The following is a 26999-nucleotide window of genomic DNA, read 5'->3' on the forward strand; positions in this document are numbered from 1 at the left end:
ATCACTGCACCACACCAACCCGTCCCAGTCCGCGTCCGCGCGACGGATCGCGAAAGGTGGTTATGCCACAATGACTCGCACATCCCGCCTCTGCCTGATCGCAACCAGCGCCGTCCTGGCGCTCACCGTCGCCGCCTGCAGTTCCACCGGCGGCAGGAAGTCCACCGAGGAAGGTGGCGGCGGCACCAGCGGGGCCGCCAGCACCCCGCGGATGACCATCGCCCTGATCACTCACGCGGCTCCCGGTGACACCTTCTGGGATCTGGTCCGTAAGGGGGCCGAGGGCGCAGCGCAGAAGGACAACGTCGACCTGCAATACCAGGCGGACCCGGACGGCGCCAACCAGGCCAACCTGGTCCAGTCGGCGATCGACAAGAAGGTCGACGGCATCGCGGTGACCCTCGCCAAGCCCGATGCCCTGCGAGCCGTCGTCACCAAGGCGGTCCAGAGCGGCATCCCCGTCGTCGCGCTGAACGGGGGCATCGACGACTGGAAGAGCATGAGGGTCCTCGGCTACTTCGGTCAGGACGAGAAGATCGCCGGACAGGCGGCCGGCGAGCGCCTCACCCGTGACGGCGCCAAGAAGGCGCTCTGCGTCATCCAGGAGCAGGGCCATGTCGGGCTCGAGGCACGCTGCGACGGCACCAAGTCCACCTTCCCGAACACCGAGAAGATCTACGTCACCGGCACCGACATGCCGAGCGTCCAGGCGGCCATCACCGCGAAGCTGCAGCAGGACAAGAGCATCGACCGGGTGCTCACCCTCGGTGCCCCGTTCGCGCTGACCGCCGTCAAGGCGGTCCAGGATGCCAGTAGCTCCGCCAAGGTGGTCACCTTCGACACCAACAAGGAGTTGGTGGGCGCCATCAAGAGCGGCCAGGTCGAATGGGCCGTCGACCAGCAGCCCTACCTGCAGGGCTACCTGGCGATCGACAGCCTGTGGCTCTACCAGACCAACGGCAACACCATCGGCGGTGGGCAGGCGACGTTGACCGGTCCGGCCTTTATCGACAGCTCCAACGTCGCGTCGGTCGAAAAGTTCGCCGCGAACGGTACGAGGTGATCGACGTGACTGCCACGGCAATGGAGCCGAACAGGTTGGCGGCGGCCCGGGACGACCGGGTCGCCACCCGCCCCCTGCCGGCCCGGCTGATCAGTCGCCCCGAGGTCGGGTCGCTCGTCGGCGCGATAGTGATCTTCCTGCTGTTCATGGCGGTGGCGGAGCCGTTCCGCAACGTCGCCAACGTCGGAACCATTCTCTACGGGGCCTCGACCATCGGCATCATGGCGGTGCCCGTGGCACTGCTCATGGTCGGCGGCGAGTTCGACCTGTCCACCGGCGTCGCGGTCACCACGTCCGGCCTGGCCGCCTCCCTGTTCGCCTGGAACTTCGGCCTCAACGTCTGGGTAGGTGTCCTCCTGGCGCTGGCTCTGTCCCTGGCCATCGGCGCGTTCAACGGGTGGTTGCTGCTCAAGACCGGCCTGCCGAGCTTTCTCGTCACGCTGGGCACGTTCTTCATCCTGCAGGGCGTCAACCTCGGCGTCACCCGGATGCTCACCGGCAACGTCGCCAGCTCCACCATCAGCGACATGGACGGCTTCGACAGCGCGAAGGAGATCTTCGGGTCGGAGGTCACCCTCGGGCCGGTGAACCTGAAGGTCACCGTCCTCTACTGGGTCATCCTGACCAGCATCGCGGCGTACCTCCTGCTGCGCACCCAGCTGGGAAACTGGATCTTCGCCGTCGGCGGTGACGCCGATGCTGCCCGAGCCGTCGGCGTGCCGGTCCGGGCGACGAAGATCGGTCTGTTCATGGCCGTGGGTTTCTGCGCCTGGCTCTCCGGCATGCACCTGCTGTTCCAGTTCAACACTGTCCAGTCCGGTGAGGGGGTCGGCAAGGAGTTCATCTTCATCATCGCCGCGGTGATCGGCGGGTGCCTGCTCACCGGCGGCTACGGCTCGGTCGTCGGTGCCTCGATCGGCGCGCTGATCTTCGGGATGACCCAGCTCGGCATCAACTATGCCGGGTGGAACCCCGACTGGTTCCGCGCCTTCCTCGGCCTGATGCTGCTGCTCGCGACGATCGTCAACCTGTACGTCAAGCGAAAGGCGGATCTGCGATGACGACCGCGATCATCGGATCAAAACCCGCCACCGACCACCCGGAACCGCCGCCGCTGCTGCAGCTCGACAACGTCGGCAAGAGCTACGGCAACGTGCATGCCCTGCGCGGCGTGACACTCAACGTCCGGCAAGGCGAGGTCACCTGTGTGCTGGGCGACAACGGCGCGGGCAAATCCACTCTGATCGGCATCATCTCCGGCCTGCACGACTACACGGAAGGGGCGATGCAGCTGGACGGCCAGCCGTGCCGGTTCGCCTCGCCCCGGGTCGCCCAGAGCAGCGGGATCGCCACCGTCTACCAGAACCTCGCACTCGTGCCCCTGATGTCGGTGTGGCGGAACTTCTTCCTCGGCAACGAGATCCGCAAAGGGTTGCTGCGCACCTTGGACATCAAGCGGATGAAGCGCATCTGTGACGAGGAACTGCGGCGGATGGGGATCGTCATCCCTGACCTCGACCGCCCGGTGGCCTCGCTCTCCGGCGGCCAGCGCCAGTGCATCGCCATCGCCCGGGCCATCCACTTCGGCGCCAAGGTCATCATCCTCGACGAGCCCACGGCCGCCCTCGGCGTCAAGCAGTCCGGCGTCGTCCTGAGGTACATCCTCCGCGCCCGCGACGCCGGCCTCGGCGTCATCTTCATCACGCACAACCCGCAGCACGCCTACCTGGTCGGCGACCACTTCGTCATCCTCAAGCTCGGTCAGGTGGCACTCGATGCCCGGCGCGCCGAGCTCACACTCGCGCGGTTGACCACCGAGATGGCCGGCGGCCAGGAACTCGAAGAACTCAGCGCCGAACTGCGCGGCGAGACAGGACAGCGCGACGGTTCCGATACGCGGACCGGGGCGCGCAGCGAACAGGAGGAAGGTTGAGCATGGCACCGCTGCGCGTCGGAGTCGTCGGCGTCGGCATGATGGGTACCGATCACGCCGACCGGCTCGTCCACCGGATCAGCGGCGCGGACTTGGTCGCCGTTTCCGATCCGGACACCGACCTAGCCGCCGAACTGGCCGCTCGCTTCCCCGGCGTACGCGCCGTCGAGGACCCCATCGCGCTCATCGCCGACGAGCACGTCGACGCGGTCCTCATCGCGTCGCCCGGGTTCGCTCACGAGGAGCAGGTCCTCGCCTGCGTCGAGAACGGCAAGTACACGTTGTGCGAGAAGCCCTTGACGATGGACGCCGCGTCCGCGTTGCGGGTCGTTGAGGCTGAGCGGAAGGGCGGCCGGCCGCTGGTCCAGGTCGGCTTCATGCGGCGGTTCGATCCCGAGTACGCCGCGATGAAGCGCCTGCTCGACTCGGGCGAGCTGGGGCGCACCCTGCTGGTGCACAACATCCACCGCAACAAGGTCGTCCCGGACTCGTTCCGCTCCGAGATGATCGTCCAGGACTCGCTGGTGCACGAGGTCGACGTGTGCCGCTGGCTGTTCGATGACGAGATCGACATGGTCACCATCCTGGTGCCCAGGTCGACCAGCGAGGCGGCCGACGGTGTTCGCGACCCGCAGGTGGCGATCTTCCAGATGGCCGGTGGTGGCCTGGCCACGACCGAGGTCTTCGTCAACTCACGAATCGGCTACGAGGTCCGGTGCGAGGCGGTGGCCGAGCGCGGCAACATCACGATCGGGCTCGGGCAAGGGCCCCACCTCCGGCGCGACAATCATTACGGCGGCCACATCCCGGACGACTTCCGGGACCGCTTCGGCCGCGCGTACGACCTGGAAGTCCAGGCCTGGGTCGACGCGTCGCGTCGCGGTGCGGTCGTCGGGCCGACCAGCTGGGATGGCTACGCCGCTACGGCGGTCAGCGCAGCGGGCGTCGCGGCGCTCGCGACCGGCCGGCCCATCCGGGTCAACCTGGCCGATCGCGCCGAGGTCCTCGGGGGCGCGGCCGGATGAAGCTGGCACTTGACCCGTACATGTTCCGGCACGTGCCGCTGCAAAAGTTGCCGGCGTTGGTGGCGGAGCTGGACTACGAATGGATCGAGCTGTCCCCGCGGGACGACTTCACGCCATTCTTCACCCACCCGCGCGCCGACGACGCCACCGTGCGCCGCTTCAAGCAGGCGTTGCGGGACGCCGGCGTGGGCGTCTCGTCGGTGCTGCCGCTCTATCGGTGGTCGGGCCCGGACGAGGACGATCGGCAGGCCGCGGTCCGCTACTGGCGGCGAGCGATCCAGATCGCCGTCGACCTCGGGGTCGACACGATGAACTCGGAGTTCAACGGAAACCCGCGCCAGGCGGCCGTCTGCGAGCGCCAGTTCTGGCGGTCTATGGAGGAACTGCTGCCCCTCTTCGAGCGGGAGGGCATCCGGCTGGTCATCGAGCCGCATCCGGACGACTGGGAGGAGGACGGCAAGCGGGCGGTCAACATCATCCGTGGCATCAACTCGTCCCAGGTGTCGTTCCTCTACTGCACCCCGCACACGTTCCACCAGGGCGACGACTGCAAGGGGATCATGGAGCAGGCCGGTGACCTGCTGACGATGGTCCACGTCGCCGACTCGTTCAACCACACCGCCTCGTCGGGGCTGCGCTACATCGTCAACCCCCCGGGAGCGCAGGTGACCGTGCACCAGCACCTCGACATCGGGCAGGGCGAGGTCGACTTCGACGAGGTTTTCACCACCCTGGAGTCGATCGGCTTCGGCGGCATCGTCACCACCTGCGTCTTCGCCTGGGAGGACCGGGCCCGCGAGTCCAGCACCTTCATGCGCCAGACCATCCGCGACTACCTGGGCCGCTGGGCGACCCCGCCCACCTTCGAGTCACCCGGCTGATCGGCCCGCCACCGACCTGCACACCCGGCAGAAAAGGACCAGAGCACCGTGAGCGCGTCACCTGATCGCATCACCCATTTCATCGGCGGCCGCCCCTGGGACGGCGCCTCCACACGTACCAGCGAGGTCTTCAACCCCGCGACCGGGGTGGTCACGGGCCGCCTCGATCTCGCCTCCGCCGACCTCGTCGGGGAGGCCGTTGCCACGGCCAACGCGGCCTGGGCCGGCTGGGCCGACGCCTCTCTCGCCAAGCGGGCGCGGGTGCTTTTCGCCTTCCGCGAACTTCTAAACCAGCGCAAGGAAGAGATCGCGGCGCTCATCACCGCCGAGCACGGTAAGGTGCTCAGCGACGCGCTCGGTGAGGTCACCCGGGGGCTTGAGGTCGCCGAGTTCGCCTGCGGCATCCCGCACCTGTTGAAGGGCGGGTTCACCGAGAACGCCTCCACGTCGGTCGACGTGTACTCGATCCGGCAGCCGCTCGGTGTCGTCGCGGTGATCTCACCGTTCAACTTCCCCGCGATGGTCCCGCTGTGGTTCATCCCGATCGCCATCGCCTGCGGCAATGCCGTGGTTCTCAAGCCCAGCGAAAAGGACCCCTCCGCGGCGCTCGCCGTGGCCCGGCTGTGGACCGAGGCCGGCTTGCCCGACGGGATCATGAACGTCGTACACGGCGACAAAGAGACCGTTGACGCGCTGCTGACCCACCCCGACGTCAAGGCGGTCTCGTTCGTCGGCTCGACCCCTATCGCCCGGTACGTCTACGAGACGGCCACCGCGCACGGCAAGCGGGTCCAGGCGCTCGGCGGCGCCAAGAACCACATGCTCGTCTTGCCCGACGCGGACCTCGACCTCGCCGCCGACGCCGCGATCAACGCCGGCTTCGGGTCCGCCGGCGAGCGATGCATGGCAATCTCGGCTCTCGTCGCCATCGACAGCATCGCCGACGAACTCGTCCAGAAGATCACGGACCGGATGCACAAGCTGCGCACCGGCGACGGCACCCGTGGCTGCGACATGGGCCCACTCGTCACCCGCCAGCACCGGGACAGGGTCGCCAGCTACGTCGCGGCCGGGATCAGCGAGGGCGCGACACTCGTCCTCGACGGGCGGGACGGCGAGTTCGACGGCGGTCCGGACGGCTTCTGGCTCGGACCGACCCTCTTCGACAACGTCACACCCGACATGTCCATCTACCGCGACGAGATCTTCGGGCCGGTGCTGTCGGTGCTGCGGGTCACGTCCTACGCGGAGGGGCTCGCCCTGATCAACGCCAACCCGTACGGCAACGGCACCGCCATCTTCACCAACGACGGTGGCGCGGCCCGCCGTTTCCAGCGCGAGGTGGAGGTCGGCATGGTCGGGATCAACGTACCCGTCCCGGTGCCAGTGGCCTACTACTCGTTCGGCGGTTGGAAGAACAGCCTCTTCGGCGACACGCACGCCCACGGCATCGAAGGCGTGCACTTCTTCACCCGCGGCAAGGTCGTCACCTCGCGCTGGCTCGACCCGAGCCACGGCGGCCTCAACCTGGGATTCCCCCAAAACGTCTGACATGCGCCGCGTAGCGGCTCGCCGTCGCGGCGGCATTCGCCGTATCCAAGCGGAGGAGGCCGGCCCACCCAGTCCCTGCGAGCCGGGCCGAGGAGATCGCAACCGCGGCCGAGCGGACGTGGCTGACCAACGGCCGCCGCGCTCCCTAGCGCGGCGACGGCGGCGATGACCGCGACCGCCGTCTCCCGGTCCCAGGTAAACGGATCGGCATGTGCGTCTCCGTGCGCGGATGGACTGGCCAGCGAGTAGAGGGCGTGGCGTACAAGGGCGAAGCGCTGCTCCTGGGTTCGGTCCATCAGTGGGATGTCCACAATTGCCTTCGTATGCCACCGGCCACGGCCCGCTCTCGACCGATATGGGCTTCTTTCTCCGTCATCGACTCCCAGAGCGTGAAGAGCGCCGATACCGTCGGCCGGGACAGCCGAGGCTACGACGCGGGCAAGAAGATCAACGGCCGCAAGCGGTCCATCATCACCGACACCCTGGGCCTGCTGGTCACCGTGACCGTGCTCGCCGCGAGCTGGCAGGACCGCGACGGCGCCAAGACCGCCCTGCTCAGCGCCTACATGGTCACCCCGATCCGGTACGTCTTCGCCGACCAGGGCTTCACCGGCCGCCTGATCGACTGACCCGCCACACCCTACGCACCACGCTGGAGATCGTCCGCAACCCGCCCACCAGCGCGGCTTCGTCCACCCACGCCGCTGGGTCGTGGAACGCACCCTGGCCTGGCTCACCGTCTGCCGCCGGTTGGCCCGCGACTACGAACGCCACCCCGCCGTCTCCGAAGCCCTCATCCGCTGGGCCGCTATCGCCGGCATCACCCGCCGCATCACCCACGGCCGACCCGCACGCCGTCAAGCCCGCCGCACCTTCACCTGGACCTGATCAACGCATCTCAAACACGCACTCTTAGCCCAGTCCGTTGACCGATGGGGTTCGCTCGCAGCATTCCGGTAGCGGGCCGGGGAGCAGCCCGTACCGGGCCACCAGGAACGAGGCGTCGCTTAGCGTGTCGTTGCCGGTCAGACCGGGGATCACGATCCGCCGTCCGAACTGGAGCGCCACGCCCGTGGCAGCGGAGACCGGCCCGACCGAGGTCACCGTCCGGCCGCCGTCGCCGAAGCCCTCGTCGAGGTCGCCGTCGGCCTGGTAGCCGGCCAGGGCGATGTTCGGCCATGCCTGACCGGCCGCGACGAGCCCGCCGTCCGGACGCACCACGACGCCGAGCGTACCGGCACTGCCCTCGAACTCCGTCCGCACCATGCCCGTGCCCCCACCGAACGTCGGGTCCAGCGAGCCGTCCGGACGGAACCGCATGAGGCCGAAGGCCCCTGGCTCCTGCGGGTTGCCGGTCACGCCGGCGGCGACGATCCGCCCCTTCCCATCGACGACCAGGTCGTTGGCGCCGTTGATCCCCGCGTCCGGGAATGCCTCGACCACCACCCCGTCGGTGCCGAAGCTCCGGTCGAGCTGACCGTCGGCGGTGAGCTGGGCCAGCGCGAACGAGGTGATGCCCTGGTCCTCGGCCGTGCCACCCAACACGATCCGCCCGTCCCGCTGGACGGCGAGGGCGAACCCGGCCGCGTCGCCGCCGGGCATCGGCACCACGATTGAGCCGCCGTCGCCGAAACTGGGATCCAGGCGGCCGTCGTGCAGGAACCGTGCGGCGGCGAAACCCGGGTTACCGTCGGCGTCGTTCCCGCCGCCGGCGACCAGGATCCGCCCGTCGGGCAGTACGACGACGTCGCTGGCGCCGGCGCTGCGGGCCGGCCCGACCGGGGCCACCACGATTCCGCCGGTGCCGAAACTCGCGTCCAGTTCTCCGTTCGGTAGGTATCGGGCCACCGCGAAGCCGAGTTCGTTCTCGCCCCCGAGACCTGCGGTGCCGACCACCACCAGCTTCCCCTTCGGTGCGGTCGCGATCGCCTGGGCGCCGCCGCCGGCGCCCAGCGGGATCGGGGTGACCACCCGGCCACGGTCCCCGAAGTCCGGGTCGAGCGTGCCGTCGCAGCGGTACTTGACCAGCACGAATTCACCGGACTGGAAGGTCTGGTCGCCGCCGGCGGCCACGATCGCGCCGTCGCGGAGCACGGTCAGTCCGTGCACACCGTACGACCGCCCCGGGAACGCGATGATGGTTACTCCCCTCGTACCGAAGGTGGGGTCGAGTTGCCCCGGCCCGGCGGAGGGGAGCAGCGGCGCCTGGTCGTACGGGTCGGCCGAGGTGCGCGGCGCGGAGTCGGGGAGCGGCGGCAGCCCTCGCTGCTCGCGGAGGCGGGTCAGGAAATCGGTCGGCGGGTCCGCTTCGATGGCCGGACGGGCCCCGGTCGCCAGCGCGGTTGGCGTGGCCGACGGGCCGGCGGGAGCGCCGCAGCCAGCGGCGACGGCGCTCGTGCCGACCAGCGCCACACCCGCCAGGACGAGCTGCAGCCGGGAACGAGTAGACAGCATGGATCACCCCTGTTGCTATAGGAAGAGCCGCAGAGGACATCAGACCGTACAAACGGTCATTAAGCGGATAAAACTCGGAATTTCCCCTCTACTGAGCAGCCGCCCGACCGGCGAACACGGAGTGCCGTCGTCGGTGACCGACCGCTCCCAGGACTCGCGGACCACCTCCCGGACCCGGTGCGGCACGGTGCCGTCGGCGCCGAACGCCTGATCGTGGACGAGACCGGTGACCTGAAGAATCCCCGTGGCCGGCGCGGCCGTCCTGGAGCGAGGAAAATGGGTGCGGCGGCCGGAACGGCGTCAGGAGCCGGGCCTGATCGGGGAGGCCGAGGCGTCGAATTTAATGTCCGGCCGGTGGGTCGGCCGGACGAGGCCGTGGGTCCATTGGCTTGCAGAGGCGCTCGACCAGATTCCGCGCCGCCTCGGTGTACGGCTCGCCGGACTCGCAGGGCCAGTGTCCCTTGATCGGTGGCGGGACGCTGTCGCTGGGTGGCGTGACCACGTCGTCGGGGTCTCGGAGCCGGCGGTCCACCGTTGCCGTCGGGCCGGTGACGGTGGGTGGCGCGTCTGGCCGGTGGGCGGAGAAGATCCATCCGCCGATGGGGTCGGTGTCGCGCCACAGGTTCAACCATCGCCAGCCGACCCGGCCACCCACCTCGTGCAGCATGTCGTCGTCGATGTAGGCGGGGAAGAGTCGGGCGTAGAGCCGGCGCAGGGGTGAGCCGTAGGTGAGCAGGGCGACCCGGCCGCTGACCTGGGGTGGCAGTTGGAGGACGGTGGCGGCGACCAGGACCGAGCCGTGGCTGTACCCGGCGATCAGGACGGCGTTGCCGCTTTCGACCAGGTAGGTGATGCGCCGTGCCAGCTCCGGCACGGCCCGTTCGGCGTAGCAGGGCGGCGCGAAGGGGTGAGCGGCGCGAGGCCAGAAGGTGGCCAGGTCCCAGAGAACGCCGATGCGGCGTCGGAACCCGGCGGTCCGGTAGGCGAAGATACCGCCGACGACCAGACCGAGAATGGTCGCCGCGATCAGGTAGCTGCCCATCCCGATGCCGAAGTTGACCAGGTCGGCCGGCACCCGCGCGTACCGCTCGATGGCGTCGCCTGGATACAGTCCCAGCAGGTCCAGTGCGGTGTTTGCCGCGCCGACTCCGGCGAGGCTGGCGTAGAGCACGGCCAGCGGTAACAGCCGTTCGGTGAACCGGGCCCGGACAATCGCCTGCTGCACCTGCCGCAGCCGGGGCGCGGCCTCCGTCGGCGGGTCCGGGAAGTCGCGCGCGACGATCGCGGCCGCCGCGCGGGAGCGGCCGCGTCGGGAGATCAGGGTCACCAGGCCGGCGACGACCAGCGTGATCAGCACCGCCCGGAAAAAGCCGTAGATCGCCCAGGTGTACGCCCCCGGTGGTCGGGGGACCAGCCCGGTTGATGCGGTGCGGTCCAGGAAGTCGGCCACCCGGCGGACGAGTTCGGCGGAGAACGCCACCGCGATACCTGCGGCCGCGGCTGCGGCCGCCAGCGCGCCCAGCCCGTGTAGCGGCGGGTGGTCCGGCTGTCGGCTGCGGCGCCACAGCAGTACGAATGCCAGGGCGGCCAGCAGCCCGGCGTGAGCGACGAACAGGCAGGTAAGGGTCGGGCCGTAGCCGGGCAGGCCACCCCCTTCGTGCCAACGCGTAGGGGTGGCCAGGACGTGGGCGGCGACCACGATGGTGAGACCGATGGCGATCGTCCGCAGCGCGCGGGCGGCACTGTCGAGCCGCCGGTTCGCGGGGGCCCGGTCGATTAGCGGGGGAGTGCAGAGCAGGGTCACACAGGTGGCCAGGACCGCCCCCGTTGCCACCGCCAACACGATGGTGGTGGCCGGGGCGCCCTGCGCGGCCCGGGCGGCGAGCAGGCTGCCGTCCAGTGTCGCGAACGCCGTGGCGACGTGGATCGAGCGCAGCCGTCCCACCAGCGGCTCGGCGTCCCACTGGCCGACCGTGCTGAGCGGGTGCCCGGACATTGTGCTTTCCGGCGGGCGAAACGCGGTGAACGCCCGTCCCGGGCGCGTGCTGGCCCACCAGATCAGGCAGATGGCGGCGGCCGGGACCAGCGCGAGCACCGTCAGCCGGAACCCGGTGGGGCGTTCACCCAGCCAGGACAGCCAGCTACGGCCCGACAGACAGGCCGAGGACGACATGCACTGCCAGGCGACCAGGTCCAGCGCGACCCCGACGGCGGCGAGCACGTACAGCACGGTCAAGGTGAGGCCCAGCACCCGGCACAGAGATCTGACCACCGCATCGGAGGCCGGGTCTCCCGGGCGCATCCAGACCGCCACGTTCAGCAGCATGAACGGTAGCAGGAACACCAGCGACAGGGTCCGAACCGCGGTGCCGGAGGGCAGGTCACTCCACCGGTACGCCTCCAGGGTCACCCCGCCCGCGCGGCTGGCGTGCGGACAGTCGGGTCGGGGCCGGTAGAAGCCCGCGCTGCGATCCCCCGCGACCTGCTGCACGTGTGGCCGGTCCAGCACCTGGCTGGCGCCTGCGGCGGAGACCCCGTGCACCCGCAACTCCACCACGTCGTCCGGCGTCGCCGGCCCGCGTACTCCCGCTGATCCAGCCGACATGGATCCTCCGAGACATCTCGGTAGCCCCACCGCGCGTGGCGTGGCCGAGGACGGTCCCCGCCACCCGCGTGGCAGACGGGTCTACCCCACCCGACCGGGTCCAACCCTGGGAGGCGGGACCGGTGCCGCCCGGCACGACCACCGTGCCCGCCGGCGACGGTAACCCTGGCGCTTGCCTTGCCCGCGGCGCGAGTTCCCGGCCTTCTTCAAGACCCTGCACCGCCGCTGGCCCGACCAGCGCCTCTGCCTCCTCCAAGATCCGCCACCCGGATACCCGTTCAAGGCTGCCTGACGAGGCCTTAGTTGCTCTACCCCGGACGGGTAGGTGCCCGACGTCCGCTTCTGCGCCTCCCGGCGGCTGCCCGCAGCCGTTCGTGCTCGCCGTCGGTCTCAGGCGGAGGCCGACATCGCCTCGCGCGTCTATCCTCGATCGACAATCACGGTATCGCCGTCGTTCGGCCCGCTCAGCCAGCCGCGGATGCCGGCGAGCGCAGTCGGGCCGTAGTCCTCATCGACACTCCTGGCGAGGTCCGCGATGGATATCGCTTGCAGGGCGGCACGCCAGGCGGCATCGGCGCCGGCCATAGCGCGAGCGATGGGGCACGGCCGTGTGCAGGCCTCCTGCGGTGTCGCCAGGGGGCCGCGCTGACGGATCTCGGTGCACACGAACGCGGGCTGAGCGCCGCCGACGGCTGCGACGACGTCGAGGACGGTGATCAGCTCGGGCGCCCTGGTCAGGACATATCCGCCCGCCTTGCCTTGGACAGAGGTCACGAGGCCGGCGCGGGAGAGTGCCTGCAGCTGTTTGGCCAGATAACTGCCGGAGACGTCATGCAGCTCCGCGAGCCGGGCAGCCGGCACCGGTTCCGTCGCCGTGGTCAGCACCACGCAGCAGTGCAGTGCCCACTCGACCCCACCTGAGAGCTTCATACGACCTCCCCCCCCCGCTTGACTCGGACAAAGTCTATCCGGTTACTATCTCGGACAGAGAGTATCCGAGTTCGGGGCCGTGTCCTCGACAGAGTTGGCGTGCCGCGCGGCGCGCCGTGGAAAGGTGAGAGCCATGAAGCTCACAGTCATCGGTGGTACCGGACTGATCGGCTCGCAGGTGGTCCAGAAGCTGACCGCAGCCGGACACGAAGCCGTCCCCGCCGCGCCGTCGACCGGCGTCGACCTGCTCACGGGAGATGGCCTGGACCAGGCGCTGGCGGGCGCCGACGTCGTCGTCAACGTGGCGAACTCGCCGACCTTCGACGAGGCCTCCCTGGACTTCTTCCGCACCACCATGACCAACCTGCTGGCCGCGGGGGAGCGTGCCGGCGTCCGTCACCAGGTGATCCTCTCGATCGTCGGTGTGGACCAGGTGCCCCAGCTCGACTACTACCGGGCCAAGACCCTGCAGGAAGACCTGCTCCGGCAGGGGCCCACGCCGTACTCCATCGTGCGTGCCACCCAGTTTTTCGAGTTCGTGAACGCGATCATCTCCTGGACCTCCGACGACAAGACGGTTCGCCTGCCCGCTACCCGTGTTCAGCCGATGGCCGCCGCGGACGTCGTCAACGCGGTCGTCGAGGTCTCCACCGCAGCGCCGCTGAACGGCATCCACAACGTCGCCGGCCCGGACGTGTTCGCCCTCGACGAGCTCGGCAGAATCACCCTGGCCGCGCAGCATGACGACCGGGCCGTCGTCACCGACGACGGGGCCGGCTTGTTCGCAGCCGTCACCGGCGACGTACTCATTGCGGGCCCGGACGCACACCTGGCACCCACGCACTACCAGGACTGGGTCCAGTCGGCCCGCTGACCTGGGTGCTCGGCCCTCCGGTGGATGACGTCCATCGGGTGGTAGCCGGCCGCGGAGTTGCTGCGCACAGCCTGGCGAAAGTCCCCGTGTCGGACACCATGCGGCCTGCGTGCGGTGAACACGTGTCGGCGCGGCCGGGCGGACGGAGAACTGCCAGCTCGGGGTGTTCCTGGCCTACGCCAACCCGGCGGGGCGCACCCTGATCGACCGGGAGTGGTATCTGCCTCGCGGGTGGTGCGACGAGCCCGCCCGCCGAGAGGAGGCCGGCATCGCGGCGAGCGTCGGGTTCGCCACGAAGCCCACGCTTGGTCTGCGGATGGTCGAACGCGCCATCACTGCGGGTCTGCCGGCGAGGTGGGCCACCGCGGACGAGGCATACGGGCAGGACTCCAAGTTCCGCTGCGGCGACGGTGCCAAAGGGCCGTGACTCTACGACTGGGCGATAGCCTCCCTGCCTGCTGCCATCGCCGGGCACAGCCACTGGCTGCTGATCCGCCTCGTAGTGGTGGACTGGGCTGGCGCGGTCATGCGCCGGCGCCAGGGGTGGTGGGGGCGGGGGTGTTGAGCAGTTGCTGTCCTTCGGCGTCAACAGCGCGTCGAGTCCGGTCTTCTTGTGCTCATGGCGCTTTCCTTTCTTTCCCTGCCACCGCAAGCGAGGTGCCTCGACCGGGTGGTGCGGAGGTTGCCCGCGGTGATGGTTGGTGTGCGGGCTTGCGGGTGGCCGGCTATCCGGTGTGCGGCAGCCGGGTGGCGGGGATGACGCCGAGCCGGCCGGCCTGGTAGTCCTCGAAGGCTTGGATCAGTTCGTCGCGGGTGTTCATGACGAACGGACCGTAGTGGGCGACGGGTTCGCGGATCGGCTGCCCGCCCATGACGAACAGTTCCAGCTTCGGGGTACGCGGGTCCTGGCGCGGGTTGGCGGCCACGCGCAGCGCGTCGCCGTCACCGAACACGGCGAGTTGACCGAGCTGGATGGTCCTGGTTTCGGTGCCGACGGTGCCGGCGCCGGCCAGGGCGTAGACCAGCGCGTTGTATCTAGGGTGCCAGGGCAGGTCGACCTGGGCGCCGGGCTCGACCGTGATATGTGCGAGGGTGATCGGCGTGTGCGTAACGCCTGGCCCGGCGTGCCCGGCGACGTCGCCGGCGATGGCCCGGATCAGTGCGCCGCCGTCCGGGGTGGTCAGCAGCGTCGCCTGCGTGCCGCGGATGTCCTGATACCGGGGCGGGGTCAGCTTCTTTGCCCGGGGCAGGTTGACCCACAGTTGGGTGCCGTGGACCACGCCGCCGCTCATCACCAGGCTCTCCGGCGGCGTCTCGATGTGCAGGATCCCCGCGCCGGCGGTCATCCACTGGGTGTCGCCGTTGGTGATCCGCCCACCGCCGCCGTTGGAGTCCTGGTGGTCCACGATGCCGTCGATGACGTAGGTGACGGTCTCGAAGCCGCGGTGCGGATGCCACGGTGTGCCCTTCGGCTCACCCGGACCCAGGTCGACTTCACCGATGTGGTCGAAATGGACGAACGGGTCCAGTTCGGAGATTGGCACGCCGGCGAAGCCGCGGCGCACGGGGAATCCCTCGCCCTCGTGGCCGCGCGGTGCGGTGGTCAGCCGGTGCACCGCGCGGAACCGGGTCGCGGTCGGGTCGAGCGTGGGCAGGCGGGGCAGGACGAGGACGTCCTCCACGGTGATGGCGGGCATGGCGTTCCTCCTTGTCCGGGCGCTGCTGGTGATTAGCTGAAGGGGTATGGGCCGAAGCGGCCCCAGGCCACCACGCCAGCTAGGATGATCAGCACGACGTTCGTCACGATCGCGCGGGACTCGTTGCGTTTGGCGTGGGTTGTCGCCGCACCGACCATCAGCAGCACTAGGCCCACGGCGGCCAGCGGCACGAGGATGGGGACGATGTCCAGGGCGGCGGGCAGGATCAACCCGACCGCGGCCAGCACCTCCAGGGCGCCGATCGTCTTGAGCATGCCCGGGGAGAAGTCCTCGGTCCACGCCATGTTCGGCGAAGCGGCGAGCTTCGCCTTCGGCTGGGCCAGCTTCGCGCCGCCAGCGGCCAGGAAGACCACGGCAAGCAGTGCAGCCACAGTCCATAGAGCGACGTTCATGAGTGTCACCAATCAGGGGTCAGGTACGTGGAATAAGGCGCTGGGCCACGGTCAGGCGTTGGCGAACGCGTCCTGGTGCGCGGCCAGCCACTGCGCGAACGTCTGCAGTTCCGCGTTCAGGTCGCGGACGACGTTGAGGTCACGAACCGCGGTGAACCGCGGCACCTGTGCGTAGAACTGGAACATGTTGCCCGTTTCCACCGCGCCGGGGAACGGTTGCGCCCGTACCGCGTCGAAGGGCACCGGCACGTAGCTCACCTCTTCGCCCAGGGCCGCGCCAAGCTGCTCGGCCATCTGCGTGCCGGTTAGGTGCTCACCGGCGATGGGCACGGTCCGGCCGACGAGGTCACGGCCGCGTCGGAAGATGCCGTAGGCGGTCTTGCCGATGTCTTCGGCCGCGATGCCGGCGAGCCGGCTGTCGGCCATCGGCAGGGCCAGCACGAGCCGGCCGTCTTCGGCCCGTTTCGGCGCCATCGGGCCGAGGAGGTTCTCCCAGTAGAACGTGGTTTGCAGGAAGGTGGTCGGCACCCCGGCATCCGTGAAGTACTGGTTGGCCTCGGCCTTGGCGTCGAAGTGCGGCACCTTGTAGCGCCCCTCCAGCGTCGGCATGCGCTCGTCGTCGAGCGGGATGTGCTCACGGGTGTCATCCAGCGTCGACCAAATCACATGGCTCAAGCCGGCTGTCCTGGCCGCCCGCGCCATCGTCGCCGCATCCCGCTTCTCCTGCTCCGGTGACATGTGCTTCCAGAAGTTGGTCACCAGGAACGCCCCGTACGCCCCGTCAAACGCCTTCGTCATGCTCCACTGGTCTGTCATGTCGGCCTCGATCACCTCGGCGCCGAGGGCGGCGAGCTGGCGTGCGGCGTCCGAGTCGGGATGACGGGTCAGCGCACGGACCGCGAACCCGCCACCGGCATCCGCCAGGATGGCCCTCGCCAGCCCGCCGCCTTGGGCACCCGTGGCGCCGACCACCGCGATCACTTTCTTCTCGGCCACGGCCTTCTCCTTCTCGTTGATCCGGGCGACCAAACACCAGATAGATGGCGTGTCATGCACCTTGCCCGGAGGATGCATGACGTGTCAGTTGATGTGTCATGTACTCTAACCGAAGTACATGACATGTCAAGAGACTTGATAGACTCGTCGCATATGAACGAGACACCTCAGTGGCTGAGCCCGGCGGAGCAGCACGCCTGGCGCAACTTCGTCCGCCTGCACCAGAAGCTCCGGGCCAGGATGGAGCGTGACCTACAGGCGCACGCCAAGCTGTCCGGCGCCGACTTCGAGATCCTCGTCGCGCTCACCGACGTCCCAGCCGGGCGGCTGCGCTTCCAGGACCTCGGCAGGGCGGTGGACTGGGAGCAAAGCCGCCTGTCTCACCAGATCGCCAGGATGATCAAACGCGGCCTGGTAGTCCGGGAAGAGTGCGCCGAGGACGCCCGCCGGGCCTTCGTCGTCATCACCCCCGCCGGCCGCAAGACCATCGAAGCCGCCGCACCCCACCATGTGGCCACGGTCCGGCGCCTGGTCATCGACGCCCTCAGCCCAGACGAACTCGCCACCCTCGCACGGATCTCCAACCGCATCCTCGAACAACTGGACGAGGCGCCACCATGACGTTCAGGCGCGGGTCCCAAGCTCCCGGCGATTGGCGGGACGCAGCGGGGTAAGCCGCGCGCAAACGGCCGGTCGCTGCCGCCGCACGCGTGTTGATCGGCTTGCAGCGGCAGCGACCGGCGTTGGTGCCGTGGTCCTGCGCATCGACGACCCCGTCACCGCGAGCCTCAACTTCACCGCCCTGGTCAACTCCCTGAATGGGCCGCGGGTCGACGCCTGGTCGCCGGCCACCACCCCACCACCCGCGACCCGGTTCGACTCGCTGCACCTGTGGCTGGCCAGCCAACCCCACCCCGACGCCCTGCTCGCCGCCGACCGCGACCGTGTACCGCACCTGGATTCGCAGAACTGGGTCGGCTGCCCCGCACTGCTAGACGAGGGCAGCATCGCGCATCTCGCCATCCACAAGCTCGACGAGGCGACCTGGCAGTTCGGGTGGATCTGGAAGACCTTGCCGCGTAGGGCCCGCTGGGCCGGGATCCGGGGAGCGTTCGGTGAGCGCGTACCGGCGGAAGGCCGGGTCGGCGAAGCAGGCGCGGGCGATCCGCGTCAGGTCGTACGCGCTGTTGAACTGGCGCGGATCGGCCAGCCCGGACGGGGTCACCGCGCGCGTCTGGAGGGCGCCGAGGTGGCGGGCGTGCTCGTTCATCGCCCGCGCCCCGCGTGGGCAACATCGAGCTGCGGCAGGGTCACTACGCGCCAGCCGCCGACCACCTGCGGCATTCTCTGACCATCCTCCAACGACTGGGCAGTCCCATCACTGAAGCCCACGCCCTGGACACACTTGGCATCCTCCACCTCCACCTCGGCGAGCCGGAACAGGCCCCCACCTACTTCCGGGAAGCGCTCACCCGCTTCATCAGGACCAGCGAGCGAACCGGCCAGGCATTGTCGATCAACGGCCTCGGCGAAGCTGCCCGGGCCATCGGCCGCCCCGCCGAGGCCCTCGCCCACCACACCGACGCACTCGCCATCGCCGCCGCGTCCGACGCCCGGCACCAGCAAGCCCGTGCACATGCCGGCCTCGGTCACACCTACCGGGCCCTGGACGACCCCGATCTGGCCCGGATCCACTACGAACAGGCCCACGCCACCTACACCGAACTCGGCATGCCCGAGGCCGAGGATGTCCGAGCATATCTCGCCGCACTCAGAGGGCATTTGAGAAGGGACAGGCCTTGAGGTCGTCGAGGGTCCAGGCTTGTTGACGGCGTGCGGGTCCACCACGGGTGAGGCGGCGGACCATGCCGTTGATCGCGATCCAGCGGATCATTGCTTCGGAGGTGGCGGGGGTGGCGTTCGTAGTCGCGGGCCAGCCGGCGGTGCGCGGTCAGCCAGGCCAGGCTGTTGGCTCGGGTCCGGGCGCGGTGCCTGGATTGCTCCAGGTCCGTTTCCCGGACCCGCCGCCGAACCCGGCGGCGACTCTCACCGCACACCTGTCGGCAGGCAAGGTGCGGACCTTCCGCGGTACCCGGCTGGGGGGCTACGCCTACGACTCCCTCATCAAGCAGAAGGACGCGATGTACCTGCCGGAGCCTTCAACCGCGCTGAACTGAACGCTGCCCGGTTGGATCGGCGTCCGGCCGATAGGGGTCACTTCACCCGCCCGAGCTAACGTCTGATCGACCGTACCTGCGGCGGACTGTGTGGTACGCGGGGCGAGGGCACGAGTCCCCGCTGTTCGAGCTTGTTCGAGAACGTTCGAGACAATGGATCATCCGGGTCCGGCACGCCGACAATCTCCACGTGGAGCAGTTGGCGGTGAACTTGCTGGGCCCGATGGAAGTGCGGCAGCTGGGACGTATGGTGCCCATTCCCACTGGGAAGGTGCGCACCCTGCTGGCTATGCTGCTGCTCGAACAAGATCGCACCCTACGGCGGGCGACGGTCTATTCCGAACTGTGGGGTGACGCCGCTCCGGCCTCGGCCGCCGCGAACCTCCGCAACTATCTGTCTGAGTTGCGGGTGTGGGCGATGGAGCTGGGCGCTCATCTCGTCCAGGGCCACGATGGTTGGTCGCTGGCCATTGGCGGCAGCCTCGACGCCCTTCAGTTTCAGACCGCAATCGACGAGGGCCGTCGGGCGCGGGGCCGTGGTGACCGGGCCACGGCGATCAAATGCCTGGCGAGCGCCGTTGCCCTGTACCGCGATTCGCCGATGCTCGACGTGCCGCAGGGTCCGCTCCTGTACGGATACGCACAGGTTTTGCTGGTCCGGTGGCAGTCCGCTGTGGAGGAGTGCGCCGAACTGCTGATCGAGGCCGGCGAGCCGGATCGCGCCTGCCTGCTGCTGTATTCCTTCCTCGGCCGCCAGCCGTACCGCGAGCGTGCCTGGGGCCTCCTCATGGTGGCGTGCAGCAGCAGCGGTGACGTCGCGGCCGCCATCGACGCGTACCAGCGCGCCTGTGGGTACCTGGCCGGCGATCTCAACGTGCGGCCCAGCCCGCTACTGATGTCGCTGTACGAGGCCATCCTGCGCGGGGATCCGCAGGTCCGGCTCGGATGCGGCCCAAAACCGCGCAGCCATTTCGGCCCATTCCTGGACACTGGATCGCGTACGCCAGGAGATGCGCAAAGGATGGGGCTTTGTCACACAAGGAGCCGCTTCCACCTGATCGTGCTGGTCGGGATGGGCGCAGGGAGACCGACAGCGCGGTGAGGTGAGGCTGCGGAGCGGGTGAGACCGTTGGCGGCGGGCCAGACGATGGCGAGCGGATAGGGCCGAGTCAAGCCTGATACGAGGCGGCCCGCAGGTTGCCTTCGCCCGCACACTCGGGCAGGAATTCGGCGTACCCGCGTTGCTAGGATTCTCTACGTGACGAATCCGCCACGCCCGAGAGCGACGCGGAACGCGGTGGAGTTCGTCGCTCAACTGCGTGCCGTGAAATCCTTGTCCGGCCTGTCGTACCGGGCCTTGGAACGACGGGCCCGGAAGGCCGGCGATCAGCTGCCGGCGAGCACCGTCGCGAGTGCGCTCAATCGGGCCTCGCTGCCGTCCGAGGAGGTCGTGGCCGCCCTGGTCCGGGCATGCGGTGGTGACCCGGTGGCGGTAGGGGAATGGGTGGAGGCACGCCGTGCGCTGGCATCGCTCGACCACCTCGCCTCGCTCGCGGGCCTGTTCGAGCAGGCTCCGGATGCGGCCATCGGACCGGACATCGAGCCACCGGCCGGGTCTACAGTGGCGGGCCTTCCGGCTGGCGGCGAGCATCCGGCCGGGCCGCGCGGACGGCAGGTCCCACCGCGTCTGCTGCCACCGGACCAGCCTCTGTTCGTGGGCCGGGATGCCGAAGTGGCCGAGGCCCGCCGGCTGCTCGACGGCGATTCCGCCGGGCCGGTGGCGTTGCTGATCAGCGGCCCGGCGGGGGTCGGCAAGACGGCCCTGGCGGTCCATGTCGGGCACCGGCTCGCCGCCCGGTTCCCGGACGGCCAGCTCTACGTCGACCTCCAGGGCTTCGGCGACGAGCCCGCCGAGCCCGGCTCGGTCCTGGGCGCGTTCCTGCGCGCGCTCGGCGTACGCGGCGGCGCGGTGCCCCCCGATCTGACTAGCCGGATCTACCTCTACCGCTCCCTGCTGGCACAGCGGGCGGTGCTCATCATCCTGGACAACGCCGCGACAACGCGCCAGGTCAGCGACCTGCTGCCCAGCGGCGGACGGTGCGCCGCGATCGTCACCAGCCGGACCACCTTGGCGGACCTGGGCGCTCGTCGTCTGCCCCTGGGCATCCTGGACACCGCCGCGGGATTGGCGCTGCTCTGCGAGATGCTGGGCTGGGACCGCACCGCCGCCGAGTCCGACGCCGCCCGGTTCATCGTGGCTGCCTGCGGTGGGCTTCCTCTCGCTGTGTGGGTGGCCGGCGCCCGACTCGCCGCGCGACCACACTGGCCGTTGGCCAAGGTCGCCCGGGCGCTCGCCGACGAGCAGCGCAAGCTGGACGAACTGGTGGTGGGCGACGTCGCCGTACGGGCCAGCCTCGAACTGACCTACCGGGCCTTGACCCCGACTGCTCAGCAGGCCCTGCGGATGCTCAGCCTGTTGCCCGGACCGGACTTCGCCGCGTGGGCGCTGGCCGCCCTGCTGGACGTCAGCCTGTCCGACGCGGAAGTGGTCATCGACGACCTGGTCGAGGTGCACCTGGTGGAGATCGGGCCGGTCGACGCCACCGGATTCCGCTACCGGCTGCACGACCTGGTGCGGCTGCTCGGCCGGGAACGAGCCGCACGGGAACTCTCGCCGCCGACCAGGGCGGTTGCGGACGGCCGGGTGCTCGGCGCGAGCCTGCACCTCACCGGCCTTGCCGCGGACCTCCTCAGCGCCGACTTCCAGGGCATCCTGCACACGGAACTGGTGTCCTGGCGGCTCCCGCCGCCGGACACCGACCAGCTCGTCGCCGACCCGGTGGCCTGGTTCGGCGCCGAGCGTCAGTTCCTCATCGCCCTCGTCGAGCAGGCGCTGGCGGACGGCGAGGTCGCATCCGCCGCCGGGCTGGCCACCGCGCTGACGACGTTCTTCCAGGTCGGCAGCCACTTCGACGACTGGGAGCGGCTCCAGAGCCGGGCGCTCAAGGTCGCGCTGCACACCGGCGACCACCCCAGCGCCGCCAAGCTGCACCGCTGCCTCGGTGAACTCACCACCATCCTGGACCGTTACCCGGAGGCGATCCATCACTTCGAGCAGGCCCTACAGCTCGCCAACAATCGGGATCCGGCCTACCGGGCCAGCGCCACGGCCGGGTTGGCGTACGTGCATCGGCTGCTCGGCCAGTACAGCACGGCGGTGCGGCACTTCACGCAGGCCGCCGACCTGGCCCGAGCCGCCGGGAACATCAACTGCCTCGTCTACGCCACCAACGGCATCGGGGTCATCGACCTAGAGCAGGGGCGGGTGGAGGCCGCCAGGAAACGGTTCGAGGAGTGTCTCCAGATGAGCCGAGCCGCCGGCTACCGACCCGGTGGGGCCCAGGCGTTGCGCTGCCTGGGACAGACCCACCGGGCCCGCGGCGCCTACGCGGCCGCCGCCGACTGCTTCCGGCAGGCCGCTGCGATCAGCGAAGACCTCGGCGACCGGCTGACCGCCACACACGCCAACTGCTGGCTCGGCGACGCTCTGGTGCGCCAGGGCATGCACGGCGAGGGGCGCCGGTTGCTGGCCCGGAGCCTGTGGACCTACCGCGAGTTCGGCAACGTCTGGGGGAAGCGGCCACCCTGTACGCGCTCGCGGAGGCCCAGCTCATGGCCGGCCGACCGATGCTGGCCCGCCGCCGCGCTGAATCCGCCGTCAGCCTGTGGCGGCAGGTCGGCTCCCGGACCTGGCTGGCTACCGGTCTCGACACCCTGGCCGAAGCACATCGGTTAGCGGGCGACCGCACCGCCGCGGCCCGGGCTCGGGACGAGGCCGCCGCCACGCGAGCGATCCGCGACAGCGGATAGAAGTGCGCCCGCAAGAGCTCCGCGGCGTGGCGATGACGAGTGCCGCTTGGGGGATTGAGAAGTCCTCACCCAGTAGCGCCTGCTGAGTGGCCTCGCTGAAAGGATGGTTCGTGGGATTATGTCCGTTGTGGGGTTGGCCAGAGGCTAGAGGTCCAACTCGCGAGCTACGTGGGGCCGGCGGTGATAGCGGCGATGGGTTTGCCGCGGTCGACGTGTTGGTGGTCGGACAGTAGGCCAGCGACGGCGCGGATGGTGGTGTCGAGGCTGTCGCGGTGGCCGAGGTGGCGGGTCAAATGCGCCAGTTCTTCAGGTTGTGTCGCCGAGGACCAGGGCCTTGATCGCGTTGGTGCGCGACCTTCCGGACACGAACCCTTGTCGTCCGGCGCGTCTGGCACTGGGACGGTGGCCGGGGTGGCGGGTGTGGCGACGCCGGCGACAAGGTATACAGACAGGGTTGGCCTTCGGTCGTGCTGGTTCAGTCACCTTCGCTCGTATCCGAAGGCCCTTCCCCATGTCACGCCACCACGCCACACACGGGCCGATCATCGATCTCCGCACCCGACCCGGCGGTCGCCCGAAACCCCTATTTACCAGTCTCTGACAAGGTTTTGCAGTCCCTGTGAGGCGGCGCTCGCCGCCGTGGCCCGGCGTTACCTGCGGCAGGCGTTCCTCACCACGAAAGTGGCGGTCTCCGGGGCCAACTTCGCCGTCGCGGAGGCCGGCACCCTCGCCGTCGTCGAGTCCGAGGGCAACGGGCGGATGTGCCTCACCCTGCCGGAGACCATCTGCGGTGCCTGCGTCGACGCCTGCCCGGTGAAGATCAACATTCCGGAGCTGCTCGTGTACCTGCGCGCCGAGGCTATGAGTCCCGCCGCCGGCCCGCCGCCGAGGCGTACACTATGGACCGGCCGAAGCTGTACGGGGCCGCGCAGCGCGCCGCCCGGCTCAGCCGGCTCGCCTGCCGGCGCGGCCGGGGCCTGCCGCCGACTACCGGGCACACGTGCACCGCGTTCCCGAGTCGGCCGTCGCCGACACGTCGCCGGCATTCTGCCGGCGGGGGCCACCGTGGTCGTACCGCCGGGACTGCCACCGGCGTGGCTGCCGCCGGCGGTGAGCGCGCTGGCCGACAACGGTCTAGACAACGCCCGGATCGGCGCCGCGGACGGCGTTGTCACCGGCGCCGCGATCGCTGTCGTGGCGACCGGTATGGTCGTCCTCGACGGCTCGCCCGACCAGGGGCGTCGGCTCTTCAGTGTCCTGCCTGATCTGCACGTCTGCGTGGTGCGGGCCGAGCAGGTGGTGGCTACCGTGCCGGAGGCGCTCGCCCGGCTGGCCCCGCCCCGCCCCGCCCGCGCAGCCGCGTGGGGCGCTATGCGGTGGCCTCGCGCACGGTTCGGATGCGGAACAGCCCCCCGCAGGTGGGCGGAGGGCTGTTCCGTGTACTGCGATCGCGGGTCACGCGGAGCGCAGCGCGACCTCGCGGTGGGGGACCAACCGCACCGGCCCGATCAGGCCGTACGCCTGCCGCGCGGCGATCGCGAACACCTCGGGCCGGGTCACCCGCAGCCGGTTCGACAGGGTGGTGGCCACCTCCACCTCGATGGTGTTGCGGCCGGCCCGTAGGTACGGGCCGACGTCGACCCGCGGGTCGAGGACGTCGCACGGCGGCAACGCCCGACCGTTCACGGTCACTGTGTACGTGTCGAACACTCTACCCAGGTCGAGGTAGGCGCCGAGGCCACCGGTCCAGGACGACCCGAGGTCGACCGTCGTGTGGTAGCGGCCGATACCGGAGGTGTCCTGCAATTCGGGGATCTCCGGCCAGGCCCGCAGCCCGTCGAGGGTGAGCCGGCGGATCGGCTTGATCGTCTCGGTCGGGGTGGCACCCGGCTGCCAGTCCTCGACCTCCAGGTCCCAAGAGGTCAGCGCCAGCGGCTCGGGCAGCGCCGGCACCGCGGTCCGCACGGTCCGCCCGGTGGACAGTGCCGTCTGGAAGGTCCCGGCGGCGGTGGAGCGGACCATCAGCTCGCCGTTCCGGAAGAAGACCGGGACTTCGCTGGTGACCGCGTGCACCGCGCTCCCCGTCGGGTCGTTCATCCAGGTCGCGTCGGCGAAGGCGATGATCGTGGACTGTCCCGGCTTGAGCGAGACGTGCACCCGGATCCGGTCGCCGTTCCGCTCGTACTGCGCGATCCGCTCGATCCGGCCGGTCCACGCGTCGAGGACGTACGGCACCGCGTTCCGGACTCGGCTGGTGAGCCAGACGTCCTGGTCGATGGCGTTGATCCGGCGGTTCTCGGCGTGCCGGGCGTTGGCGAGGTAGTACAGGTCGACGTTGTCGGCCGACCGGTGCTCGGTCATCAGGGTCGACGAGGTGTACTCCACGTCACGCTTGACGCCCAGCTCTGCCAGGGCACCCGGAACGCCGGACGCGACGGCGACGACCCGGACGTTGGGCAGGGCGAACAGCGCATCGAGCAGTTCCCGCAGCCGGGCGTCCTCGCCCGGCTGGGCGATGCCGATCACGTGCGGGTTCGACCAGGCGCCGATGAACACGAACGGCAGGCCGGCCCGGGCCAGATCGACGAACCGCTCGGCGGCCCGGACGGAGAGGGTGAACTCCCGGCCCCGGAAGACGTCGCCCTCCACGACCAGCGCCTTGTATGCGGGGCCGTCGGGGGCCAGTCGGCCGTCGCCGACCACGGCGCTCGGCAGCTCCAGCATCGACTCCGAGAGGAATCCGTGCGTCCAGCCAATCGGGATGCCCTCGTTGGTGAAGTACGCCGCGCCGATTCCGGTCGCGGTCCAGCCCTTCTGCCGGAAGAAGGCGATGTCCACCTTGTGAACACCGGTGCGCAGCGCGAGCTGGGTACGGGCGAGGTAGCCGGCAATGCCGCGGACGTGTCCCCAGGTCGGCTGGCGTGGGCCCCAGGATTCCGCGTAACCGATGCCGTTGTTGCCGTACGGCGAGAAGGCGGCGAACCCGGGCCACTGGGCGTCCGGCGCGGTGGCGTACGAGAAGCCGTGCAGGACGCACTGGTTGACGCCGCCCACGAAGATGCTGCCGACGGTCTGCAGCACCTTGTTCCAGGTGGTGTTGTAGGCGCCGTTGGCGTACGCCGCGGTCTCGCAGGACAGGATGGAACGACCGCCCATGTCCCGGCCGGAGGCGAGCACCCGGTAGTCGTCCAGGTTCTTGAAGCCGAGCGACTCCGATTCGGGCACGTCGAGCACGGCGGCGCTGTAGATCGCGTCGGTCTCCAGCCCGTACGGCTGCACCCGCAGCGTCATCCCCAGGCTGTACGCGAACTCCCGCAGCGGGATCAGGTGGTTCTCGTGGTACAGGTCGCTGAGCACCTGGTTGTAGTCGTCGCGGACGTGGTTGGTGGTGTCGCTGTCGTACGTGAAGACGTACCTCTCCGACCGCTCGACGATCACCGGCAGGTAGGGCAGCAGATCATACCCGTTCCGCCGCTGGAACTCGGAGACCATGTCCGGCGTCCAGATGGTCGCCTTCGTCTCGATCTCCAGCGAGTCCTCGAACAGGTTGTCACCGACCTCGCGCAGCAGGTCGCGGATCGCCGGGGTGAGGATCCTCGACTCCCACAGGTCGACGACGACCTGGGTGCCGGCCCTGCTGAAGTGGTCCACCACGTAGGAGTGCGGGTCGGTGTGCGGGCCGGCCTCCGGCTCCTGGGCCGAGCCCCGCTCCCAGTAGGCCAACAGCACCCAGCTGCCCTCCGGCGCGGTCCACCGGACGGCGCCGTCGCGGACCTGGTCGGTGATGGTCTGGACGGTCGCCGGGTCGAGTGCCACCACGGCCGCCGTCGGCGAGCCGACGACCCTGGCGACCTGGACGAACCGTAGCTCCTGCCGGTGGACGCCCGCCTCCGCCGGGACGATCGGCGCGGGCAGCGGGCCGTCGAAGACCTCGCCGCCGCCCAGGGTGACCACCCCGTGCACCAGCTCCTTGCACGCGGCGTCGTCGTCTGGGGTGATGGTCGGGACAGCGGTGGGCCAGCACGGGCCGAGCGCCAGGTCGACGCGGACGCCGCGCTTCCTGGCCTGGCGCAGAGCGGCCTCGACGCCGTCGAGCCACGGCCGGGTGCCCCAGCCGGAGCCGGCCGGATCCATCGGCGTCCGCACGCTGTGGTGCACGTCCTGGATCTCCACGCCACCGAAACCGGCGTCCGCGATCTGGTCGATCTCGCGGGCGATCTCGGCGGGGTCGACCAGGCCGTGCGGCCACCACCAGCGGAACTTGGCGGCCACGTCGGTGCCCGGGTTGGCGAATCGCTGCGCGAACGCCATCGGTACGCCCGACGGCTGACCCGGCGCGGCACCGGCGACGGCCGGTTTCCAGGGCAGTGCCGCGCCAAGCCCGAGGGCGGCCCCCAGGCCAAGGAGCTTGCGGCGGGAGAGGTGGCTCGGCTGGTCCTCGCCGGCGAGCGGTTGTTCCGTCATAGGGGACCTCCACGTCCAGACGTCGGCGAGTGCCGGCCGCGGCGGCGGACGTCCGGACTTCCCGCC

Annotated in this window: 21 protein-coding genes and 4 pseudogenes; 17 read left to right on the forward strand and 8 right to left on the reverse strand. The window is 69.8% G+C overall.

Annotated features, from left to right (window positions below; all coding sequences use genetic code 11):
* Positions 1-70 precede the first annotated feature (70 nt).
* The 8 genes from C1I99_RS03545 to C1I99_RS03580 all read left to right on the forward strand — a co-directional run bounded on the left by C1I99_RS03545 (position 71) and on the right by C1I99_RS03580 (position 7341).
* Positions 71-1063: a sugar ABC transporter substrate-binding protein gene (locus tag C1I99_RS03545; protein ID WP_111132710.1), complete on the forward strand. Its 993-nt coding sequence runs from the start codon at positions 71-73 to the stop codon at positions 1061-1063.
* Positions 1064-1068: 5 nt separating this feature from the next.
* On the forward strand, positions 1069-2124 hold the full coding sequence (locus tag C1I99_RS03550; RefSeq protein ID WP_233512305.1) for an ABC transporter permease: 1056 nt from the start codon (positions 1069-1071) through the stop codon (positions 2122-2124).
* Positions 2121-2996: an ATP-binding cassette domain-containing protein gene (locus C1I99_RS03555; protein WP_111132712.1), complete on the forward strand. Its 876-nt coding sequence runs from the start codon at positions 2121-2123 to the stop codon at positions 2994-2996. Before C1I99_RS03550 ends, C1I99_RS03555 begins: the two co-directional genes overlap by 4 nt.
* 2 nt (positions 2997-2998) lie before the next feature.
* A complete protein-coding gene (locus tag C1I99_RS03560; RefSeq protein ID WP_111132713.1) occupies positions 2999-4021 on the forward strand; it encodes a Gfo/Idh/MocA family protein in 1023 nt (340 codons plus the stop codon).
* Complete coding sequence (locus tag C1I99_RS03565; RefSeq protein ID WP_111132714.1) at positions 4018-4902, forward strand: sugar phosphate isomerase/epimerase family protein; 885 nt, start codon at positions 4018-4020, stop codon at positions 4900-4902. Before C1I99_RS03560 ends, C1I99_RS03565 begins: the two co-directional genes overlap by 4 nt.
* A 48-nt stretch (positions 4903-4950) precedes the next feature.
* Positions 4951-6453 (forward strand): CoA-acylating methylmalonate-semialdehyde dehydrogenase, encoded by a 1503-nt coding sequence (locus tag C1I99_RS03570; protein ID WP_111132715.1) that lies wholly within the window; start codon positions 4951-4953, stop codon positions 6451-6453.
* A 323-nt stretch (positions 6454-6776) separates the two neighbouring features.
* The gene (locus C1I99_RS32560) at positions 6777-7082 is read left to right on the forward strand and encodes a transposase (protein WP_267897465.1); all 306 of its coding nucleotides are present in this window, start codon (positions 6777-6779) and stop codon (positions 7080-7082) included.
* Between the two features lie 82 nt (positions 7083-7164).
* The gene (locus C1I99_RS03580; protein ID WP_111132717.1) at positions 7165-7341 is read left to right on the forward strand and encodes a hypothetical protein; all 177 of its coding nucleotides are present in this window, start codon (positions 7165-7167) and stop codon (positions 7339-7341) included.
* 24 nt (positions 7342-7365) lie between these two features.
* Here C1I99_RS03580 and C1I99_RS03585 read toward each other — a convergent pair whose 3' ends face one another.
* The 3 genes from C1I99_RS03585 to C1I99_RS03595 all read right to left on the reverse strand — a co-directional run bounded on the left by C1I99_RS03585 (position 7366) and on the right by C1I99_RS03595 (position 12442).
* On the reverse strand, positions 7366-8907 hold the full coding sequence (locus C1I99_RS03585) for a hypothetical protein (RefSeq protein WP_111132718.1): 1542 nt from the start codon (positions 8905-8907) through the stop codon (positions 7366-7368).
* Positions 8908-9247: 340 nt separating this feature from the next.
* Positions 9248-11512 (reverse strand): hypothetical protein, encoded by a 2265-nt coding sequence (locus C1I99_RS03590; RefSeq protein WP_111132719.1) that lies wholly within the window; start codon positions 11510-11512, stop codon positions 9248-9250.
* A gap of 420 nt (positions 11513-11932) precedes the next feature.
* Complete coding sequence (locus C1I99_RS03595) at positions 11933-12442, reverse strand: RrF2 family transcriptional regulator (RefSeq protein ID WP_111132720.1); 510 nt, start codon at positions 12440-12442, stop codon at positions 11933-11935.
* Positions 12443-12575: 133 nt separating this feature from the next.
* On the opposite strand from C1I99_RS03595, the gene C1I99_RS03600 reads away from it, so the two are divergent.
* A complete protein-coding gene (locus C1I99_RS03600) occupies positions 12576-13316 on the forward strand; it encodes an SDR family oxidoreductase (protein WP_111132721.1) in 741 nt (246 codons plus the stop codon).
* A 127-nt stretch (positions 13317-13443) separates the two neighbouring features.
* Positions 13444-13716: pseudogene (locus C1I99_RS03605) on the forward strand (transposase); the annotation flags it as partial.
* A gap of 325 nt (positions 13717-14041) precedes the next feature.
* On the opposite strand, the gene C1I99_RS03610 reads toward C1I99_RS03605, so the two are convergent.
* Genes C1I99_RS03610 through C1I99_RS03620 form a run of 3 tightly spaced genes read right to left on the reverse strand, consistent with a single transcriptional unit; the run spans position 14042 to position 16500 of the window.
* Entirely contained in the window at positions 14042-15013 is a 972-nt protein-coding gene (locus C1I99_RS03610) for a pirin family protein (protein WP_111132723.1), read from the reverse strand.
* Positions 15014-15045: 32 nt separating this feature from the next.
* Complete coding sequence (locus C1I99_RS03615; RefSeq protein ID WP_111132724.1) at positions 15046-15426, reverse strand: DoxX family protein; 381 nt, start codon at positions 15424-15426, stop codon at positions 15046-15048.
* Positions 15427-15477: 51 nt separating this feature from the next.
* Positions 15478-16500 carry an NmrA/HSCARG family protein gene (locus C1I99_RS03620; protein ID WP_233512306.1) on the reverse strand — a complete coding sequence of 341 codons (1023 nt, stop codon included), beginning with the start codon at positions 16498-16500 and terminating at the stop codon, positions 15478-15480.
* Between the two features lie 75 nt (positions 16501-16575).
* Between C1I99_RS03620 and C1I99_RS03625 the strand changes: the two genes are divergently transcribed.
* Positions 16576-17043: a MarR family winged helix-turn-helix transcriptional regulator gene (locus tag C1I99_RS03625; RefSeq protein WP_111132725.1), complete on the forward strand. Its 468-nt coding sequence runs from the start codon at positions 16576-16578 to the stop codon at positions 17041-17043.
* Between the two features lie 438 nt (positions 17044-17481).
* Here the strand turns inward: C1I99_RS03625 and C1I99_RS33680 are convergent.
* Positions 17482-17704 (reverse strand): annotated as a pseudogene (locus tag C1I99_RS33680) (D-alanyl-D-alanine carboxypeptidase); the annotation flags it as partial.
* Positions 17705-17706: 2 nt separating this feature from the next.
* On the opposite strand from C1I99_RS33680, the gene C1I99_RS03635 reads away from it, so the two are divergent.
* The 6 genes and pseudogenes from C1I99_RS03635 to C1I99_RS33685 all read left to right on the forward strand — a co-directional run.
* A complete protein-coding gene (locus C1I99_RS03635) occupies positions 17707-18225 on the forward strand; it encodes a tetratricopeptide repeat protein (RefSeq protein WP_111132727.1) in 519 nt (172 codons plus the stop codon).
* Between the two features lie 62 nt (positions 18226-18287).
* The gene (locus C1I99_RS03640; RefSeq protein ID WP_146603878.1) at positions 18288-18599 is read left to right on the forward strand and encodes a hypothetical protein; all 312 of its coding nucleotides are present in this window, start codon (positions 18288-18290) and stop codon (positions 18597-18599) included.
* Positions 18600-18789: 190 nt separating this feature from the next.
* A complete protein-coding gene (locus C1I99_RS03645) occupies positions 18790-19701 on the forward strand; it encodes an AfsR/SARP family transcriptional regulator (protein WP_111132729.1) in 912 nt (303 codons plus the stop codon).
* A 222-nt stretch (positions 19702-19923) separates the two neighbouring features.
* A complete protein-coding gene (locus C1I99_RS03650; RefSeq protein WP_199561923.1) occupies positions 19924-22395 on the forward strand; it encodes an ATP-binding protein in 2472 nt (823 codons plus the stop codon).
* Between the two features lie 698 nt (positions 22396-23093).
* Positions 23094-23509 (forward strand): annotated as a pseudogene (locus C1I99_RS03655) (LUD domain-containing protein); the annotation flags it as partial.
* 172 nt (positions 23510-23681) lie between these two features.
* Positions 23682-23756, forward strand: a pseudogene (locus C1I99_RS33685) (lactate utilization protein C); the annotation flags it as partial.
* A 168-nt stretch (positions 23757-23924) separates the two neighbouring features.
* On the opposite strand, the gene C1I99_RS03665 reads toward C1I99_RS33685, so the two are convergent.
* Positions 23925-26933 (reverse strand): glycosyl hydrolase, encoded by a 3009-nt coding sequence (locus tag C1I99_RS03665; protein ID WP_111132730.1) that lies wholly within the window; start codon positions 26931-26933, stop codon positions 23925-23927.
* Between the last annotated feature and the right edge of the window lie 66 nt (positions 26934-26999).

Origin of the sequence: Micromonospora deserti, assembly GCF_003236335.1 — a bacterium.
Taxonomy (GTDB): domain Bacteria; phylum Actinomycetota; class Actinomycetes; order Mycobacteriales; family Micromonosporaceae; genus Micromonospora; species Micromonospora deserti.

Excerpts from the sequence above, each read along its gene's own strand:
- C1I99_RS03595 (WP_111132720.1), bottom strand. The coding sequence starts at position 12,442 with ATGAAGCTCTCAGGTGGGGTCGAGTGGGCACTGCACTGCTGCGTGGTG.
- C1I99_RS03615 (WP_111132724.1), bottom strand. The coding sequence starts at position 15,426 with ATGAACGTCGCTCTATGGACTGTGGCTGCACTGCTTGCCGTGGTCTTC.
- C1I99_RS03545 (WP_111132710.1), top strand. The coding sequence starts at position 71 with ATGACTCGCACATCCCGCCTCTGCCTGATCGCAACCAGCGCCGTCCTG.
- C1I99_RS03555 (WP_111132712.1), top strand. The coding sequence starts at position 2,121 with ATGACGACCGCGATCATCGGATCAAAACCCGCCACCGACCACCCGGAA.
- C1I99_RS03625 (WP_111132725.1), top strand. The coding sequence starts at position 16,576 with ATGAACGAGACACCTCAGTGGCTGAGCCCGGCGGAGCAGCACGCCTGG.
- C1I99_RS03640 (WP_146603878.1), top strand. The coding sequence starts at position 18,288 with ATGCCGTTGATCGCGATCCAGCGGATCATTGCTTCGGAGGTGGCGGGG.
- C1I99_RS03590 (WP_111132719.1), bottom strand. The coding sequence starts at position 11,512 with ATGTCGGCTGGATCAGCGGGAGTACGCGGGCCGGCGACGCCGGACGAC.
- C1I99_RS03600 (WP_111132721.1), top strand. The coding sequence starts at position 12,576 with ATGAAGCTCACAGTCATCGGTGGTACCGGACTGATCGGCTCGCAGGTG.
- C1I99_RS03565 (WP_111132714.1), top strand. The coding sequence starts at position 4,018 with ATGAAGCTGGCACTTGACCCGTACATGTTCCGGCACGTGCCGCTGCAA.
- C1I99_RS03585 (WP_111132718.1), bottom strand. The coding sequence starts at position 8,907 with ATGCTGTCTACTCGTTCCCGGCTGCAGCTCGTCCTGGCGGGTGTGGCG.
- C1I99_RS03620 (WP_233512306.1), bottom strand. The coding sequence starts at position 16,500 with ATGCATCCTCCGGGCAAGGTGCATGACACGCCATCTATCTGGTGTTTG.
- C1I99_RS03665 (WP_111132730.1), bottom strand. The coding sequence starts at position 26,933 with ATGACGGAACAACCGCTCGCCGGCGAGGACCAGCCGAGCCACCTCTCC.
- C1I99_RS32560 (WP_267897465.1), top strand. The coding sequence starts at position 6,777 with ATGCCACCGGCCACGGCCCGCTCTCGACCGATATGGGCTTCTTTCTCC.
- C1I99_RS03610 (WP_111132723.1), bottom strand. The coding sequence starts at position 15,013 with ATGCCCGCCATCACCGTGGAGGACGTCCTCGTCCTGCCCCGCCTGCCC.
- C1I99_RS03560 (WP_111132713.1), top strand. The coding sequence starts at position 2,999 with ATGGCACCGCTGCGCGTCGGAGTCGTCGGCGTCGGCATGATGGGTACC.